At 59.8% G+C, this 17,723-nt stretch carries 1 protein-coding gene; it reads right to left on the bottom strand.

Annotated features, from left to right (window positions below):
• Positions 1 to 8: 8 nt before the first annotated feature.
• Positions 9 to 17,387 carry a tandem-95 repeat protein gene (locus H6M51_RS24855; RefSeq protein WP_185810021.1) on the bottom strand — a complete coding sequence of 5,793 codons (17,379 nt, stop codon included), beginning with the start codon at positions 17,385 to 17,387 and terminating at the stop codon, positions 9 to 11.
• Between the last annotated feature and the right edge of the window lie 336 nt (positions 17,388 to 17,723).

Here is a 17,723-nt window from a genome sequence, read left to right as displayed (position 1 = left end):
ACACCCTGTCAGTCGTGCGGGGTGATCGTGGTGTGCTTGTCGTCGAACAGCACCTTGATCGCCGTATCGTGGTTCTGCAGCTCGACGACATCCTTCCAAACGCCCGGCTCTGCCTGGACGCTGACGGTGGTGTTGCCGGCACCATCGAGGGTGGCGCGCAGATGGGTCTCTGCCGTTGCCTCTGGCTGTGCGCCCAGCAAGCTGTCGAGCAGAGCTGTCACATCGAGAACGTCACCTTCCCCGCCGTTGAAGTCGGTGATGACATCGGCGACGTCGAGCTGGTCGAGAGCCGTACCATCAAAGACGAAGGTGTCGGCGCCGGCGCTGCCGCTCATCACCACCTGGCCCATGCCGCCATGCAGCGTCAGGCCTTCGGGCTCAGCACCGAAGATCGTATCGAAGCCGACTTCCACGAAGTTGGCGATCGAACCATCGTCGAAGGTAAACTCACCTTCGGCGAAGATCTTCTGGCCATCTTCCGTGTTACCCGACTGGTTTGTCGTCAGCGAGATGCTGGCAACACCCTTGTCCGACAAGCTCGAAAGCTCGCCTTCATCGCTGACGCCGTTGTTGTTGGCGTCAACCCAGATCTTCAGATCCTTGAAGGCCGCGTCGCCGCCATCGATCTTGCCGTCGGCATTGGAGTCCAGCGACGCAAGGGCCGCCACGCCGCTTGCAAACTTCCCGCCGTTGAAGTCCGGCGTGAAGATTTCCGAGCCGTTGTCGATGGTGCTGTTACCGTCAACATCATAGGCGAGGATGCCGTCATCCTTGGTCCAGGCGATCTGATCCTTGTGACCATCGGCATTGATGTCGAAGGTGACACCATTGTCGAGCGACGAGAAGGCGAAGCCATTCTTGTCGAGGTCAAGGATGATCGGGTCGGAGCCCACGATCACCGTGTCATCATCGTTGTCCCGGAAGGTAAAGGTTTGTCCCGCAGCGGTGATGATTACCGAGTCAGTCACCTTAGGAGTGTTTGCATCCAGCAATGTGTAAGCCAACCTCCAGTCAGATCCGGATCCATTGATGTTCACCCACACCTGCAGGTCGTCTCCCGCCCGCTCAAGGTCCACGTAATTCTTGATTGTTTTTCCGTTTGCGATTGAACCGATCAATGAGTTCAGATCGATCACATCCTTATCCGAATACGAATAGTCAGTGATCTCGTCACTATTCAGCCAATTGGCAGCCTCGTCGCCCCATTTGAACGTATCCGCTCCGCTGCCACCTGTGAGGGTGTCCCAGCCGCTGCCGCCTACCAGAATATCTGCACCGCCGCGCCCATCGAGCGTATCAGACCCATTTTCTCCGATCAGCACATCTCCAGCGGCACCACCTGTCAGGTTGTCGTCGTAATCGTGCCCCTCAAGATAAGAACCGACGTAGCTATCGCCAGCGGGGATCTCAAAATCACGACCGGAGTTAGTGTAGGTGTCAATCACCTTAACCGTCACTGTACCCGTCGCCGTTCCGCCGTTACCATCAGATACGGTGTAGGTGAACGTGTTGCCCGAGATATCATCACTCCCACTAAAGTCCGGCGTTCTGAACGAAATAGTCTTGTCGGTCGCGTTGATGGAAACGGAGATCGGCTGAAGGGCAGTACTACCGTTGTTCAGCCCTGAAAGTACGGTGACCGATTGGATGGCAAGAATCTCACCTTCAGGATCTCGGTCGTTGCCAAGGAACACGCTCCACGGCATCACGACGGTCGATGCATCAGACACATAGATCACATCTGAACCAGCGGTCGGCTTCTGGTTGTTGGTGACCACCGTCTCAGTTGACAGGCTGGTGACCCGCTCGTCGAAACCTTGGATGTCCCGATAGGTAACCCTGACGGAAATCTTCTTTCCAACGTCGGCCGCAGTGAGTGCATAGGTTGCACTGTTGCTGCCAACGCTGTCGCCGTTACGCAACCACTGATAGACAACGCCTGATTTGGCCCCATCAGGATCATGCCCCAAGTCAGCGCGCAGGACATCGCCAACCTTTGGCGCCGTGGCCGTCTGGGTAGCATTTGTGATGGTGATTGATGCCGCACCGTCATTCACCGGCGCAACAGTGACGTTTACGCTTGCTGTCGCAGGCGCTGACCCATCCTCGTTGCCATCGTCAAGACTGACCCCAAATGAACCTGTAGGAGAAGTTTCAGACCCATTGTGCTGGAACTTCACGTTTCCATCGATCAACTGCTTCCCGGTGAAGCTCGTCGCGGCGACGTTGTTGACAAGCACCGTCCCATTCGTCGATCCGGTCACCGTGAAGGTTACACCGGTCGCCACATCATCCACATCCTGGAAACCAAGGTCGGTGGAGGTGATCACGACCGACGCACCTTCGTTGACGGCAATTGCCCTGTCGCCGGTGATCGTCGGCGCATCATTTGCACCGTTGATCGTGATCGACACAAGCTGCTCGGTACCACCCACTGTCTTCACCGTGAAGGTATCGCTCAGGGTCTTGCCTGCCGGCAATGCGTTCACAGTCGCATTGTCGTTGTTCAACGTGTACGTCCAGTGACCAGTCGCGTCGATCGAGAACGTGCCGTATTGGTTGGCCGTTGTGCCACCCGCAGCAACCGCAATCCATGCATCGTTCGGATTGTCGACATCGGTCGCATTCAGGTCGCCACTGACAACCAAGCCCGACGGGCGGTTCGCATGGACAACGATGTTGTCGATGCCGAGGCTCTCATCTGCAACCGACTGGTCAAGGGTATCACCGAAGCCCAAGGTTACAGTATTCCCAAAGCCCGAGCCTGTGAGAACCACATGATAGACCTTCGGATTGACGGGCGTAATGGCGTAGGTTCCAGTGATCCCATTCACCGAGAAGCTACCATTCAACGATCCACCGATGGCGAATTCAAAAGCCTTTCCGTTATCCAGATAGACTTGGAGTTTTTCGCCGCCATCCCACGTATTGATGGCAAGGAAATCAAACTCGATGACCGTGGGAACATTGCCCGCCGGCACCGACAGCACCTTCGAGATCGACTGAGTGTTGCTCCGATTTTCGCTCTCGGTCAGGTACTGTCCGAAGCTTGCAAAAAGATTGTTATACTCACCCGAATAGGTTGCAAGCACACCATTGGTCCAGCCATTCACGCTACCCGACGACGAGAAGTTCTCGTTGTAGGTCTCGACTTTACCGCCGACGGCATCCTCGGTCACCGTTCCAATGAAGTCACCGGAGATAACGGCAGCGTCATTTACACCTTTGATAGTAATCGTGGCGGTCGCCGTAGAGGTGGCACCATGAATGTCCTTTATCGTGTAGGTGAATGTATCGGTCACCGTCTGGCCTTGCGCCAATTGCTGGAGCTGTGTGGACCGCGACGGATCATAGGTGATGGTCCCGTCGTTGTTCAGTGTCACGGCCGCTCCACGCGTGGAGTTCGAGACAGATGTCACAGCAATGCTGTCACCATCCAAATCACCGTCATTTGCCGTCAACAGGCTGGTCGAGAACCTCTGAACTGTGTCTTCGGTGATGCTGCCGTTGTTGCCGCTCCACTCGGCGACATAGCCGGAAGTATTGCCCGAAATCGAGGCAGCATCGTTCCACAGAGGCGTCTGGTAGAGCGGCCCAGCCCAGCGGTTCAGCGCGATGTAGTCCTCGTTGCCTCCCCAGTTGTTTGGCTCGCCGGGATTCCAGGGCAGATAGCTTGCGACAACAGACCCAGCTTCCGGACCCGTAACCCACTTGAATGTGCCCTCTGTCTCGGCATCGGAGCCCCCCAGCCAAAGCATCTGGCCCTGGACGCCTAAGTTGTTGAGCACGAAACTCTGCTCTGCCGCGTTGGTCAAGGTGAGCAAGTAAGCGCCCTGAGCCTGGTTGGCGGCTCCCGCAACGGCATCCGCCCAGGACACGTTCGCAGCACTCACAAACTTGTAATAGTGGCCGTTCGCGGCATTCAGGACCCAGCCGGTCCCTGCAGGAGCTGCGTCGCCACCAAAGTGCAGGACGTCATTGTTGGCACCCGGATTGTCGTTGACCGGGGCCACGGTGATCGTCGCGGTTGCTGACGATGTGGCGATGGCGCCAGCATTATCGATTGCAGAATAGCTGAAGGTTACCTCGCCGTTGAAATTGGGGTACGGCTTGAAGTACACGGTTGCCCCTGTGGTCTGCGAGTTGGACCATAGGATCTGCGTCATAGCTGCGTCTTGATACAGGACGCCATTGCTCGGGAGCGTGTTGATCCTGTAGCTCGCAACCGTGCCGTCGACATCGCTGCCAGAAAGCGCAATCGCGATGAGGGTATCCTCATTGCCGGAGACAGCGACGGCATTTGTCATCGGCGGATCATTCACCGCCGTGACATTCACCTTCAAGCTGTACGACTGGTCGCTGAAGGCGGTGCCGTCGCCGACCTTGAAGCCGATGGTGGCGTAGTCGGCGCCGTTGGCGTTCAGAGCCGGAACAAACTGCAGTTTGCCGGCAATGATGTCGTTGACGGAGACCTCCTGGTCCAGCGAGACATTCGTCCAGCCGCTCATGCCCTGGAACTGCAGCGTGCCATTCGAAGGAAGAGCCGTGATCTTGACCGCCGCCAGCGACTGGCCGGCATCCTCATCCTTGAACGTGCCGAAGTCGTTGATCGTCAGCGGCGTTGCCGTGTCTTCGAGGATGGTGATGCTGTCGTTGGTCGACGTCGGCAGATCGTTCCGGTTGTTGACATTCAGCGTGAACGTCTGCGTGGCATCCGGCGTGCCGCCAACGGTCGTGTCGTTGACCTGAACGGAGACGCTGTAGCTCGCCTTCGCTTCGTAGTTCACCTGGGTGCCGACGAAGTACAAAGCGTTGCCGACGATGCGGAAAGACGCGGCGTCGTCACCGGCGAGGCTGAGCTGGTTTGTGCCCAGCGCATCATCCGTCACCGTGATGTCGGCAACCTTGATGCCGTCGGAGCCAACAACGATGTTTTCATCGATCGCCGACACGACGTTGCTGAAACCAACAGCCGTCGGAGCTTCGTTGACGTCCGTCACGTTGATCGTGAACTTCTCGTCGATGTAGCCAAGCCTGCTGTCGGTGACGCGGATGGTGACGTCGATGGTCTTTTCGGTCTCGTAGTCGATGGACGCGCCAGCGGCCACTGTGATGGCGCCGGTCGTCGCGTTGATGGTGAAACGGCCATCAGGTGACGTCTGGGAAACACCACTGTTCGTCACGAAGGCATAAGTGAGCGGATCAATCTCGCCGTTCGCGTCGGTGCCCTTGACAGAACCGACCGAAGCGCCCTCGCCCGAGTTTTCAGCGATCGTCAGACCCGTCGTGTCGATATCCGATGGCTTCTGCTGGATCAGCTGCTGGGCCGTAACCGTGCCGTTCTCAAAGGTGAAGCTTTCGATCCCGCCAGCCTTGACGACGGTGCCGTTCGGCAGATTTAGAATGAACTGACCGTTGTCGTCCTTCGTGACCGTTACGGCCTGCCAACGGACATTGCTGAACTTCAGGCTGTCCGTACCGCCGGCATCCCCGATCTGGACCGTGCTGCCGACGAAATTCGACAGGTCGATCGTGTCGTTGCCGACGCCACCGTTGATGACGATCGTCGAGGGAGCGATGGCGGAACCAGCGACGGAGTTCAGAACAACCGTATCGCCAGCGGATCCGAGGTTGAAGGTGACGCGCTCGATCTCGTCGGCGCGCACGGAGCCGCCAGCATAGGAGACCAGAATGTCCTTGCTCGCAGCATCTCCGATCTCGGTCCCGCCGCTTGCCAGACCTAGGGTAAAGGTGCGGGCCGTGGCATCACCGCCGACCACCAGCTCGTCATAATCCGGATGAGTCGTGCCGGTTTCCGTGCCGCCATCGACGATGTCGTCTCCGTCGCCGACGGTGTAGAGGATCCGGTCGTTGCCGGCACCTCCTTCTATGACGTCATTGCCAGCTCCGCCCACCAAAGTGTCGTTGCCTTCGCGGCCGCGGATGGTGTCGTTGCCAGCTCCACCCCAGATCTGGTCATTGCCTTCTCCCCCGTCCAAATCGTCGTTGCCACCGAGGCCGGAGATCCAGTCGTTGCCCATGCCGCCGATGATCTTGTCCGCTTGGGCGTCCGACCCCTGAAGGATATCGTTACCCTCGCCACCGTCGATCTCGATGAAGACTGCGTCCGAGGTCGTGTAGCTCTTGGGCAGGAGAATGATGTCGTCACGATCCGTGCCGGTGAACCTCTCGATACCCGAGAGACCGAGCGAAGAATTGGCACGGTCGAAGACGAAACCCTTGTCCGGGCTTGCCGGAACAAAGCTTACCGTGTCGATACCGGTGCCGCCCGAGAGGCTGTCACCTTCACCCGAACGTCCCGCAAGCGAAATCGGGAGGACATCGCCGTTGCCGAGCGTGAAGCCGCGCGGACCGAAGGCTGCTGCATCGTCGATATCGGCGGAGACGATGAGCATATCGTCGCCGGCGCCGCCTTCGAGCACATCATTGCCACGACCGCCGCTGAGGACGTCATTGCCATCGCCGCCGCGCAGGGTGTCGTTGCCGTCATCGCCCTGCAGGAAGTCGTCACCCTTACCACCTTCGAGGATGTCGTCGCCACCCTTTCCGACCATCACATCCCAGCCGTCGCCACCCGAGAGGATGTTCGCGGCATTGTTGCCGACGACAATATCGTGGCCGCTGCCGCCTGCGGCATTGACGATACCAGTTCCCAACGCATCAATGCCGATGAGGTTGTTGCCGGTCCGGTCAGTTGCCGTACGGCCCATAACCTCCTGGCCGAAAATGTCGGTCTCAGTCTGGTCCAGATTGACGAACACACCTGTCGAGACGTTACCGTAAGAAATCGAGCTGCCATCGATGGTGCCGGCTGCGTCCACCTTGACGGTGAAGGGAACGGAGATGACGTCGCGATCACCGTCCGTTGCCACGGCTGTGAAGCCGAGCGTCAGGAAGTGGTCGTTGCCGTTCGGTTCCGTGTGATCGAGCGGCTGCAGCAGCGTAAACGAGTAGCTGCCGGTGGCGGCGTCGAGGGACAGGGTAAAGACCCGATTGGCCGCAACCGCCGCGTCTTTGCCTGCGATGTAGCCGATCAGAACACCATTGATGGTCGTGAAGGCGACGGCCTGGGAGTTCGAGTACAAGGTCCCGACGGTATTGCCTCTGGCATCCAGGATGGACGGATTGCCGTTCAGCACCAGCGTCTTGGCCGGGCCATTGTCGGCATTCCAGTTCACCAGAGCACGACCTTCAATCGACCTGTTCCCGTCTTCGAAGACTTCGCCGTTGATGTTTGACGCAGCCGAAGGCGTCGAGTCCGTCACGGTGATCTTCAACTGATTGGACAGGGCCAGGGTATCACCGTCGCCGTCACGGACGGTAACCGCCGAAGACAGATCAAGCGTCAGTGAGGTCCGGCCGTCGATGGCGGAGACAATCGGAGTCGAGCCCCTTACTATCTCGGTGCCGTCGGGGGCATTGTTGCCGTTGATGCGCAGCTCTGTTCCATTGGCAAGCTGACCGACGTTGACATAGACAGTCTGGTTGGCACCAATGTTCAAGGCCGGGAAATCATCGTCCCAATCATGTCTCTTGTCGATGCTCCACGAAACCGCGCGATCGTAGGTGTTGGTAACGCGAATGATGACGTCGCCGTTGTCAAGACGGCCCATGATCTGGAAGCTGTCACCAGCAACACGGTCCACTGCGACAATCTCGTCTTTCTTATCGAGCGACGAGGCCGGATAGCCCTTACCATCCAGCACAACCTTCTGGACATGGTCGATGGGTCCGACCTGCGTGAAGGTGTATTCGCCTGTGACCGCGTTCACCGAGAAGGTGAACACAGGTACCTCACCGGCGCGTGCCGTCATGACATTGCCGATGGCCGTGAAGGTCAGCGGGATGCCGTTCGAGGTGAGCGAGGTCAGGGACGTGGACAGATTCCGAGTCTCGACGGTGTAGGCATTCGTCGCATGGGCACCATCGGCACCGAAGGACACCAGTGACGACAGGAAGCCCTTGACTTCGGGCGTTGCCGGGTTGCCGTCGGCAACGAGCAGTTCGTTGGCCGTGCCGGTCAACACGGCAGAGGTGGCGACCGGGACGTCATCGACGATCCGGATGCCGAAGTTGCCGGAGATCTGGTCACCGTCCCCATCGGTCACGACATAGCGCACGGAAATGTCGAGCGTGTTCTCGCCATTGTCTGCCTGCCCGTGAGCCAGCGTGTTGTTGAGCAGGGTGAACCTGTAGGTGCCATCAGCGGCAACCGAGATCGTCCATGAGTTGTCACCGGCCGTCAGGGTCCGGGTGCCCTCGTTCCAGTTCGCATTGTCCGCACTGAGAGCGAATGACTTCACGCCGTCGGAGCCGAACGACACGTTCAGGTCGCCGGTTGTTGACAGAGGCTCTCTCGGCAGGCTGTCGTTGCCGCCGACCAGATCGTCTTCATTCAACGTCCGACCCGTCGTCGCGTCACCATCCTGCCTCGGGGTATCATCGTTGACAAAGATGTTGAGCGTACCGCTCTTCACGTCGCCATCACCATCGGTGACGGTGTAGCGGATCGGCAGCGTGGCGTCCTCTTCACGGGTTCCCGGGGTCTGGTGAGCGATTGGAGCGTCCAGATCCAAAACGTAGGACCCGTCCGTGCGGATGACGAGGGTCGCGGCGCCATTCGGGAAGTAGGTGGCGTTCGTTGCCTTGAAGGCCACGGTTCCGTTCGCGCCGACCGTGCCTGAGCCCCAGGTGACGGTTACAACCTCTGCGAAGCCCTGGGCATTCTTGAAGATGACATCGAAGGAGCTTTTCTCGATCGTGATCGACTTGACGCCATCCGAACCGGCCGAAAACAGCGTGCCGCGCCCGCCCCAAACCTCATCCACGGATGGGGTTACATCATTCGGGCCGAAGTAGTTGGGGCTGGAGACACCCCACTGTGCTTCGTCATCGAGCACCCAGGCGGCGTTAACCACCGACGGCGCGGTGGGCGTATCGTCGTTGACGTTGATGTTGAGGGTGCCGCTCTTGGCATCGCCATCGCCATCCGTGACCGTGTAACCGAAGGACAACAGCTTGTCGTCTTCGCCGGCTCCCGAGTGCGCAACCGGGGCCTTGAGTTGGAAGTTGTAGGAGCCATCCGGCCGGATCACGAGAACCGCAGCACCGTCACGATAGTTGGCGCTGGTGGCGGTAAAGATGACCGAACCATCGCCGGCAACGCGACCGCTGCCCCAGGTGACGCTTTCCGTCTCGGCAAAGCCCTGGCGATTTTCGTAAACCACCTGGAAGGCTGGTCCGTTGATCGTGATCGAGGAGACTCCATCGGCGCCAGCGCGGAAGAGCGTGCCTTCATCGCCCGAAACAACGGAGTAGGACGGCCACGGATCGCTGGGTTCACCGCCGGGATTCCCGATCGCGATCGCGCCCTGGCCTTCGTCGTCGAGACGATAGGCTGCATTGACGCTGGTCGGCACCGTCGGAATGTCGTCGATGACCTTGACGGTAAAGGAGCCGTCCGCCGTGTCGCCGTCGCTGTCGGTCGCCGTGAAGCGGAATGTAAGCGTCAGCTGGTTTTCGCCTTCACCTGCCTTATGATCAAGCGGCTTGACGAGCGTGAAGCTGTAGCTGCCCTTCGGATCTGCATCCGACACGGTCGCGTAGAAGACGACCCGGTCGCTGGAGATCGAGCTCGGTACGCTATTGCCGGTGTAACCGATCAGTGTTCCGTTTGACAGGATGGCTGTCTTGACGGCTTCGCCGAGCGACGTGATCGTGGAGCCGTAAGCATCGGCAACCGCGACCGTTGCGGTGCTGAACACGACCGAGCGGTCGCCCGGCTGTCCGTTGGCATCATTCGCCTTGTCGGAGCCCCAGTTGATGTCCAGCGAACCGCCCGTGCGATGCGTCGTCACATCCGGGTTCTGGGCGGTGTCGCGATCGTCTGTACCTTCGTTGTCTTCGTTGCCCCGTCCGGAAACTTCCCGCTGCTCTTCTTCAACGATGCCGCCGACCGGCGTACCGATGGTGAGGATGTCGTCGACAACCTTGACCTGGAAGGTCGACGAGGCGGTGTCGCCATCGGAATCTCTGGCGGTGAAGTTGAAGGTGAGCGTCAGCTCGTTCTCGCCATTGCCCGCAGCATGGTCGAGCGGCTTGACCAGGGTGAAGTTGTAGGAGCCGTTCGTCGACGTGTCCGAGAGCGAAGCGTAGAAGACGACGTTCGCCGGCACCGGATTGACACTGAAGCTAGCCGGAGCAGCGCCGGTATAACCGACGAGGACACCATTGATCAGTGTGGTCTGAACGGCTTGGCCGAGCGAGGTCAGGCTTGAGGTGTAGCCGCCGCTGACCTGAACATTGGCATCGGTGAAGAACACGGCGCGATCGCCCTTGCCACCAGAACCATTGTTCGCGTTGTCCGCACCCCAGGAAATACCGAGCGACCGGTCGACCACGGAGGCCAAAAGGCCGTCGCTCTCGTTGTTGCCGCCGTTGACGGCCTCGTCTTCCACCTTGCCGACTTCAGGAGAGGTGATGATCGGCGAGTCGTCGATGACGCCGACAGCGAAGGTGGTGGTGATCTTGTCTCCGTCACCGTCACGGGCAGTTGCCGTGAAGTTCAGGCTCAGCACATCTTCGTTCGCGGCACCCGATGCCTTGACCGGATGGTCCAGCACGCCCTTCAGTTCGAAATCATAAGAACCGTTGTTCTGGTCGGATAGCTTGACGATGAACACGGTGGGGCCTTCGACACTGCCAGCCCGCGCGGTCAGCACGGTGCCATTGCCGGAGATCGAGTAGTAGAGGGTCTGGCCTGCAGAGGTCAGGGAAGCGAGCGGGACTTCTGTGCTGCCGCTGTAGACCTTGAGGAAGGTGGCTACCTGGCCCTCAAAAATCACCGAACGATCGCCAGCGATCTGCGTACCGTTGAAACCGCCGTCGCTGTATCTGTTACCATCGTCGCCGCCCCAGCTGATATTCAGCGAAGCGCCGGTAACGCGGTCTGTGACTGGTCCGCCATTTGCCTGGGAGGCATCGGCTTCGACCTTGCCTTCCGTCTCCTTGTTGCCGTTCGCGAAGACTTCTTCCTCGACATAGCGGGTGGCCACAGGGCCCGCGACTGGCACATCGTCGACCAGCTTGACCGAGAAGCTTGCCGGCTGGGTGACGTCACCGTCGGAATCCGTGGCCGTGTATTTGAAGCTCAGCGTGAGCGTGTCTTCGCCCTGAACGGAACCCTTGTGATCGACAGTGTTAAAGAGCGTGAAGGTATACTGGCCATTGCCGCTATCCGACAAGGCAACGCTGAAGACAATACCCGCCTGTGCCGGGTTCGACGGCAGCGCATGCGGCTCGTTTCCAATGTAAGCGAGAAGGGTCTGCTGCCCATTGATGGTCAGGATCTTGTAGCTGAGGCCCACACCATCTGATGTCAGACCAAGAGCCTTGAGCTCACTGCGGACGGTATCGGCAAACTGCACCGAACGATCGCCCGGCTGGCCGTTTCCGTCATTGGCATTGTCGGCACCCCAGGAAATTCCGAGGCCGCCCGTCGCGACATTGGTCGTCACGTTGGGGTCAGCGTTCGTATCGGCATCGATGTTGTCGCTAGGGGTCTGGCCGTTTGCGGTCGTATCTTCATTGCCCGAGCCGACAACGGCTTCATGCTCTTCCTCGACCACGCCAGCGGGCGGCGTGATGGTCGCCACGTCGTCGCGGACATTCACCGTGAAGGTATCGCGTGCCTTGTCGCCATCGGAATCCGTGGCGGTGAAATTGAAGGTGAGCGAGAGTTCATTCTCGCCACGACCCGCCGCATGATCCAGCGGCTTGACCAGATTGAATGTGTAGCTGCCACGATCAGACGCGTCAGAAAGCGTGACGTAGAAGACAACGTTCGCCGGAAGCGCCTGGGCATTGAAGCTTGCCGGTGCAGCATTCTGACCACCCGTATAGGCGACGAGGACACCATCAACGACGGCGGTATAGACACGCTGACCGAGGGACGTCAGGTTGTCGCCATAGTCACCCGCGACATAGACGTTCGCATTGGTGAATGCGACGGAGCGGTCTCCCTTGCCACCCGAGCCATTGTTGCCGTCATCGGCACCCCAGTAGATCGCGAGGGAACCGGTTGCCGACTTGCTCAGGCCGTCATTTTCGTTGTTGCCGTTGTTGACGGCCTCATCCTCGACCGTCACGCGCTCGGTGTAGTCGATGACCGGGGAATCGTCGATGACATTGACCTGGAAGCCTTGGCGGACGACATCGCCATCGCCATCGCGCGCGGTGAAGGTGAAGTTGAAGGAAAGGACATCTTCATCCCAGGAACTGTCTCCCTTGACCGGGTGGTCGAGGACGCCGCTGAGGTTGAAGTTGTAGCTGCCATTATTGGCATCGGACAGGGTCACGGTGAAAACGACGGTCTCGCCAGCCTTCGCCGTCAGCACCGAACCATTGTTCGACAGGCTGTAGACGAGGCTCTGTCCTTCGGAGGTCAACGATGCAAGCGGAACGAGCGTGTTGCCGCTGTAGACCTTGAGGAATGCGCTGGCATCCGCAGCCGAAATCTGCGTGGCGGCAACGCTGTTGGAGGTCGCGAAGACCACCGAACGGTCACCGGCGACTTGCGTGCCGGTAAAGCCACCGTTGACGTTCCTGTTGCCGTCATCACCGCCCCAGGCAATGTTGAGCGAGGCGCCGATGGCATTCGTGATCCAAGTGCCGTTGGCAGCGACGCCATCCCATTCCACGCCGAGCGGGCTGGCATCTTCGTTGCCGTTGGGCAGCGCCTCTTCCTCGACGTAGCGCGGGCCTGCGCCTTGCGCCGTCGGCGCATCGTCGATGATCTTGACGCCGAACGAGGCCGGAGCAGAGACATCGCCATCGGCATCGGTTGCCGTGAACTGGAAGTTCAGTGTCAGCGTGTCTTCGCCCTGGACGGAGCCCTTGTGGTCCAGCGTGTTGTAAAGGTTGAAGACATACTTGCCTGCAGCCGCATCGCTCAGCGACACAGTGAAGACGATACCGGAAGCAATGCCGGACGTCTGGTCGGCCGGCAGTGCGGTCGGCTCGGTCCCCGTGTATGCGATGAGCGTCGGCTGGCCACCAACGGTCACAACCGTGTATTTCAGGAGCACGCCGTCCGAGGTCAGAGCCTGATTCCGGAGAGCATCGATCCCGGCTGCGGTGAACTGCACCGAGCGGTCTCCAAACAGGCTGCCATTATTGCTGTTGGTATTGCTGTTGGTATTGCTGTTGGCGTCATCTGCACCCCAGCTGATGGCCAGCGTACCTTCGGCACGATGGGTCGTGCCATTGTCGGAGTTACGGGTATCCTGGTCCAGGCCACCAAGGCTGCCACCGTCCTCGTTGCCAGCGCCGGCGACCTGCCACTGTTCCTCCTCAACGACACCACCCTGGAAAGGCTGGCCAATGAGCGGCTGATCGTCAGAAATGATAACGGCTGCGGTTGCGGATTTCGCACTGTCGCCGTCAGCATCGGTGCCCTGGAAGGCGAAAGAAAGCTTGATCGAGTCGGAGCCTACATTGTGGTCAAGCTCCTGGAATATCTCCAGCGTGTAGCTGCCGTTCTTGGAAGTCGGGTCGAGAACGATCTGGAACACGTTCACGCGAACCGGCTCACCCTTGCTGACATCCATGTAATAGGCCGTCAGCGTCTGCCCGCCATTGGCGAGATTGACGACCTCGAAGCTGAGCTCACGGCCGCCAGACGAGAAGTTGCCACCTTCGATCGACAGGCCAACCGCCGCAGCGTTTGTCGTCGTGATTTCGGACACCTGAGCGGAGGCGGTGACAGGCTTCTTATCCTCGCCCGCCGTTGTCGTCGTGCCGAAGAACCGAACCGTTCGGCCGAATTCATCACCCTTCGTCTCGCCACGAATGTTGTCATCCGCGCCCCAGGCGATGCCCAGCGAGACCGGGCTCGTCTTGGTGACATCATCGGGCTGCGTCGCATCCGTCTGTTCGTATGCGGAGACGTCGTCTTCGCTCAGAGTCGGGATTGCGCCGACCTCGCCCTGAACCGGCTCGTCGTCGCGAATCCGAACGCTGGCTACGCCGGCCGCGGCGCTGTCGCCGTCGGCATCGGTACCCTGATACTTGAAGAAGATCTGAAGCGCGTTCTTACCGACACTGTGATCGAGCTCGCGGAAGATCTCGACCGTATAGGAGCCGTTCTTCGCGGTCGGATCGAGAACGATCTCGAAGACCTTGGCGCGCGGCTCGCTACCATCGATGTAGGCCGTCAGCGTCTGACCGCCATTGGCGAGATCCGAGACCACGTAATAGAGCGACTTGCCGCCGGACGTGAAGGTCCCGCCGCGAATGGAGAGGCCAACGGCCTCTGGTCGGTAATAGGTGTTGGCGGCGACTTGATTGCCGTTGAAAGCAGGCGGCGCATCTTCGTTTCGTTCCGGTTTGCCGGCAGCGAAGAACTTGACCGTGCGGCCGAATTCATCACCCTTCGTCTCGCCACGAATGTTGTCATCCGCACCCCAGGAAATGCCGAGCGATACAGCGTCCGTCTTCCTGACGTCGCGGTTCGGGGTTGCATCCGTCAGGTCATAGTTGGAGACATCGTCCTCGTTGAGGCTCGGCCGCCGACCCGGCTCACCCTGAACCGGCTGATCGTCACGGATCCGAACACTGGCTTCGCCGGCTGCGGCGCTGTCGCCATCGGCATCGGTGCCCTGATACTTGAAGGAAATCCGAAGCGCATCGCTGCCGACAGTGTGATCGAGCTCGCGGAAGATCTCGACCGTGTAGGAGCCGTTCTTGGCGGTCGGATCAAGAACGATTTCGAATACCTTGGCGCGCGGCTCGCTACCATCGATGTAGGCGGTCAGCGTCTGACCGCCATTGGCGAGATCCGAGACCACATAATAGAGCGACTTGCCGCCGGACGTGAAGGTTCCACCGCGAATGGAAAGGCCAAGGGCTTCAGGGTTGGCGTAGCTGCCTGCTGCGACCTGCGATCCAACGGGGAGAATTCTCGCCTCACCCTCGCCCTCTGACTTCGTTGTGCCGAAGAACTTGACCGTACGGCCAAATTCATCGCCTTTCGTCTCGCCGCGAATGTTGTCATCGGCACCCCAGGAAATGCCGAGCGATACAGCGTCCGTCTTCCTGACGTCCCGGTTCGGGGTTGCGTCGGTCAGGGGATATTGAGAGACGTCATCTTCATTGAGGGTCGGACGTTCGCCTGGCTTACCCTGGACCGGCGCGTCGTCGGCAATAACCACACTGGCGGTTGCAGCTGCGGCGCTGTCGCCGTCGGAATCCGTCCCCTGGAAGCCGAAGCTCAGGCGGATGGAGTCCGAGCCCTTGTCATGATCGAGCGGCTGGAACAGTTCGACCTTGTAGCTGCCATTCGCCGCGGTGGGATCGAGCGTGATCTTGAACACATCGACACGGTCGAGTTGCTCGCCTTTGCCCGGCACCTCGTAGAATGCGATGATGGACTGGCCGCCATTGGCGAGATCGATGACCCGGAAGCTGAGCGTATGGCCAGCCGAACTGAACGAGCCGCCCGAGATCTGCAGGCCGAGGCGGCCCGGATCTTGATAGGTTCCCGACGCGACCTGGCCCTGAACCGCCAGACCTGGCGCTGCCTCGCTCCCGGACGTGACCGCGGCACCAAAGAAGCGGACGGTGCGACCGAAAACGTCGCCCTCGGTTTCACCCCGGATATTGTTGTCCGCGCCCCAACGGATACCGAGCGAACCCGTCGTCGAGGGATCTTCGCCCTCTGTCGTGTCGGTCGCAGGATATTTGGAAACGTCGTCCTCGGAGATCGGATTGGCGGCGCCGACCTCTCCCTGCACGGGCGCATCGTCAACGACATTGATCACGAAGTTGGAGGTGACGCTGTCGCCATCGCTGTCGGTGGCCCTGTAACCGAAGGTGAGCGACAGAGTATTTTCCTGCGAACCCGCAGCATGATCCAGCGGCTTTACGAGCGTGAAGGTGTAGGAACCGGAAGCCGCGTCAGACAGGGTAACGAAGAAAACCACGTTGCCGGCGGTGGCTGCGGTCGGAACCGCGCTGCCGGTGTAGCCGACCAGCGTGCCGTTAGCCAGCAGGACGGTCGAGACCGCCTCACCCATCGAGCTCAGGCCGGTCCCAAAGGCGCCGGTCACGCCGACAGTGGCGGAGGTGAAAGCGACCGAGCGATCGCCCAGCAGGCCGTCATTGTTATTGTCCGCACCCCAGTTGACGTTGAGGGAGCCGGTGGCGACAGCCGAAAGGCCGGTTCCCTCGTTCTCGTTGTTGCCGCCGACGAGAGCTTCGTCCTCGACCGTGCCGGTCGCGCCCTGCGAGACGGTCGGAGCGTCATCCGCGATGTCGATGGCAAAATTGCCCGTCACCGTGTCACCGTCTCTGTCGGCGATCGTAACGTTGAAGGTCAGGCGCAGGAGGTCATTGATGCCCGACTGCCCTACTCCGGGGTTGTCGACCGGACCCGAGAGCGTGAAGGTGAAGAAGCCTTCCACGACATTGGTGACCGTCAGGGTGAAGATCGTCACGCCATTGGCCGCGCCCGTCAGCGTCAGACCGTCGGCAGACGCAGTGATAACCACGGGGACCCCGGCGGATGTCAGCGCAATGTTGGCGCCTGCGACATTCGTCGCCTCCGTCACATCAGCGGCCGCAACGAAGCCGATGCTGCGGATCGTGCCGAAATCACTTCCCTGGGAGAATACAATCCGGCCATTGACCGTCTGGTTGTTGGGATTGGCGTCGACCAGCACCGTTTCGGAGAGCGAAAAATTCCCCTGCACGCCAAAAAGCGGACGGCCATCTATGAAGCCAGCCGCGCCGCCAACTGCAGCATCTTCCTGATCCGTTCCGTCCAGCAGGGCGCTGAAGCCGAACTGCTCGACGCCGTTGCTAATGGCCTGGTCGTCGAAATCGCGACTGTTGCCGGGCGTCGACTGGGCGGTGAAAGTGCCGTCCGGTCCGGCTGCGACGTTGATGTTCGAGCCTTCGAGTGCTGCGAAGAGAGCGACCTGGGGAAGTTCGACATCGCCGATGACGAAGGTCGGGATGTTGGCCGCACCACCGACTACAACGATCTGGGTGCCGTCATCCAGGACCAAAACCAGGTTCTCGCCGTCGACCTGGAACTCCAGGTTGTCCAGTTCGATACCTGCCGGGAGCGTAACGACGTTCTGTGCGTTTGGCGTCACTTCACTCGGAATGGTGGCAGATGCCGTCTGAACCGGCGGCTGGGCCGGGAGGCGATCCGTGCGACCGGCTTCTGGCGTCTGAGCCTGCGCCACCTCGACCCCGTCGACCTCATCGCGTCCAAATCCGAGTTGGTCTTCCATAGCCGAATACAAATCATCAGCTGCGGACGTGTTGTCGATGTTGGACAGGCGCGGATCTTCAATAGACATGGTGACTAACCCCTTAATATCGTGACCGCAGTTAGTGCGTCCGACGCGCGGGAATCAACAGTCTGTTAACCGCTAACGCATAGCCGGTTATGCCGTGAGCGACCATTATTGAAAATGGCGTTAACTTCGGCCAGAAAATGCTTGCAGACCGGTGATTTAGAAAGTTTTAGTCAAATGTCGAAAAAGGCGATTTCGACCCCTTTTTCCGGCTTTTCAATGCCGAATCCGAATCATACGTCGACTCGACCGATCGAGAGCGAGACTCACCTCGGATATCTCGGTTTCAGCCGGTTTTCGCAGACGTGGCGCGTCGATGGCGACCATGTCCGACCCGCG

This window comes from Rhizobium sp. AQ_MP (assembly GCF_014237835.1).
GTDB lineage: Bacteria > Pseudomonadota > Alphaproteobacteria > Rhizobiales > Rhizobiaceae > Allorhizobium.
This window is presented reverse-complemented; position numbering and strand designations above follow the sequence as displayed.

What these genes read in the sequence shown, in the direction of transcription:
- H6M51_RS24855 (WP_185810021.1), bottom strand. Translation starts at nt 17,387, where the DNA reads ATGTCTATTGAAGATCCGCGCCTGTCCAACATCGACAACACGTCCGCA.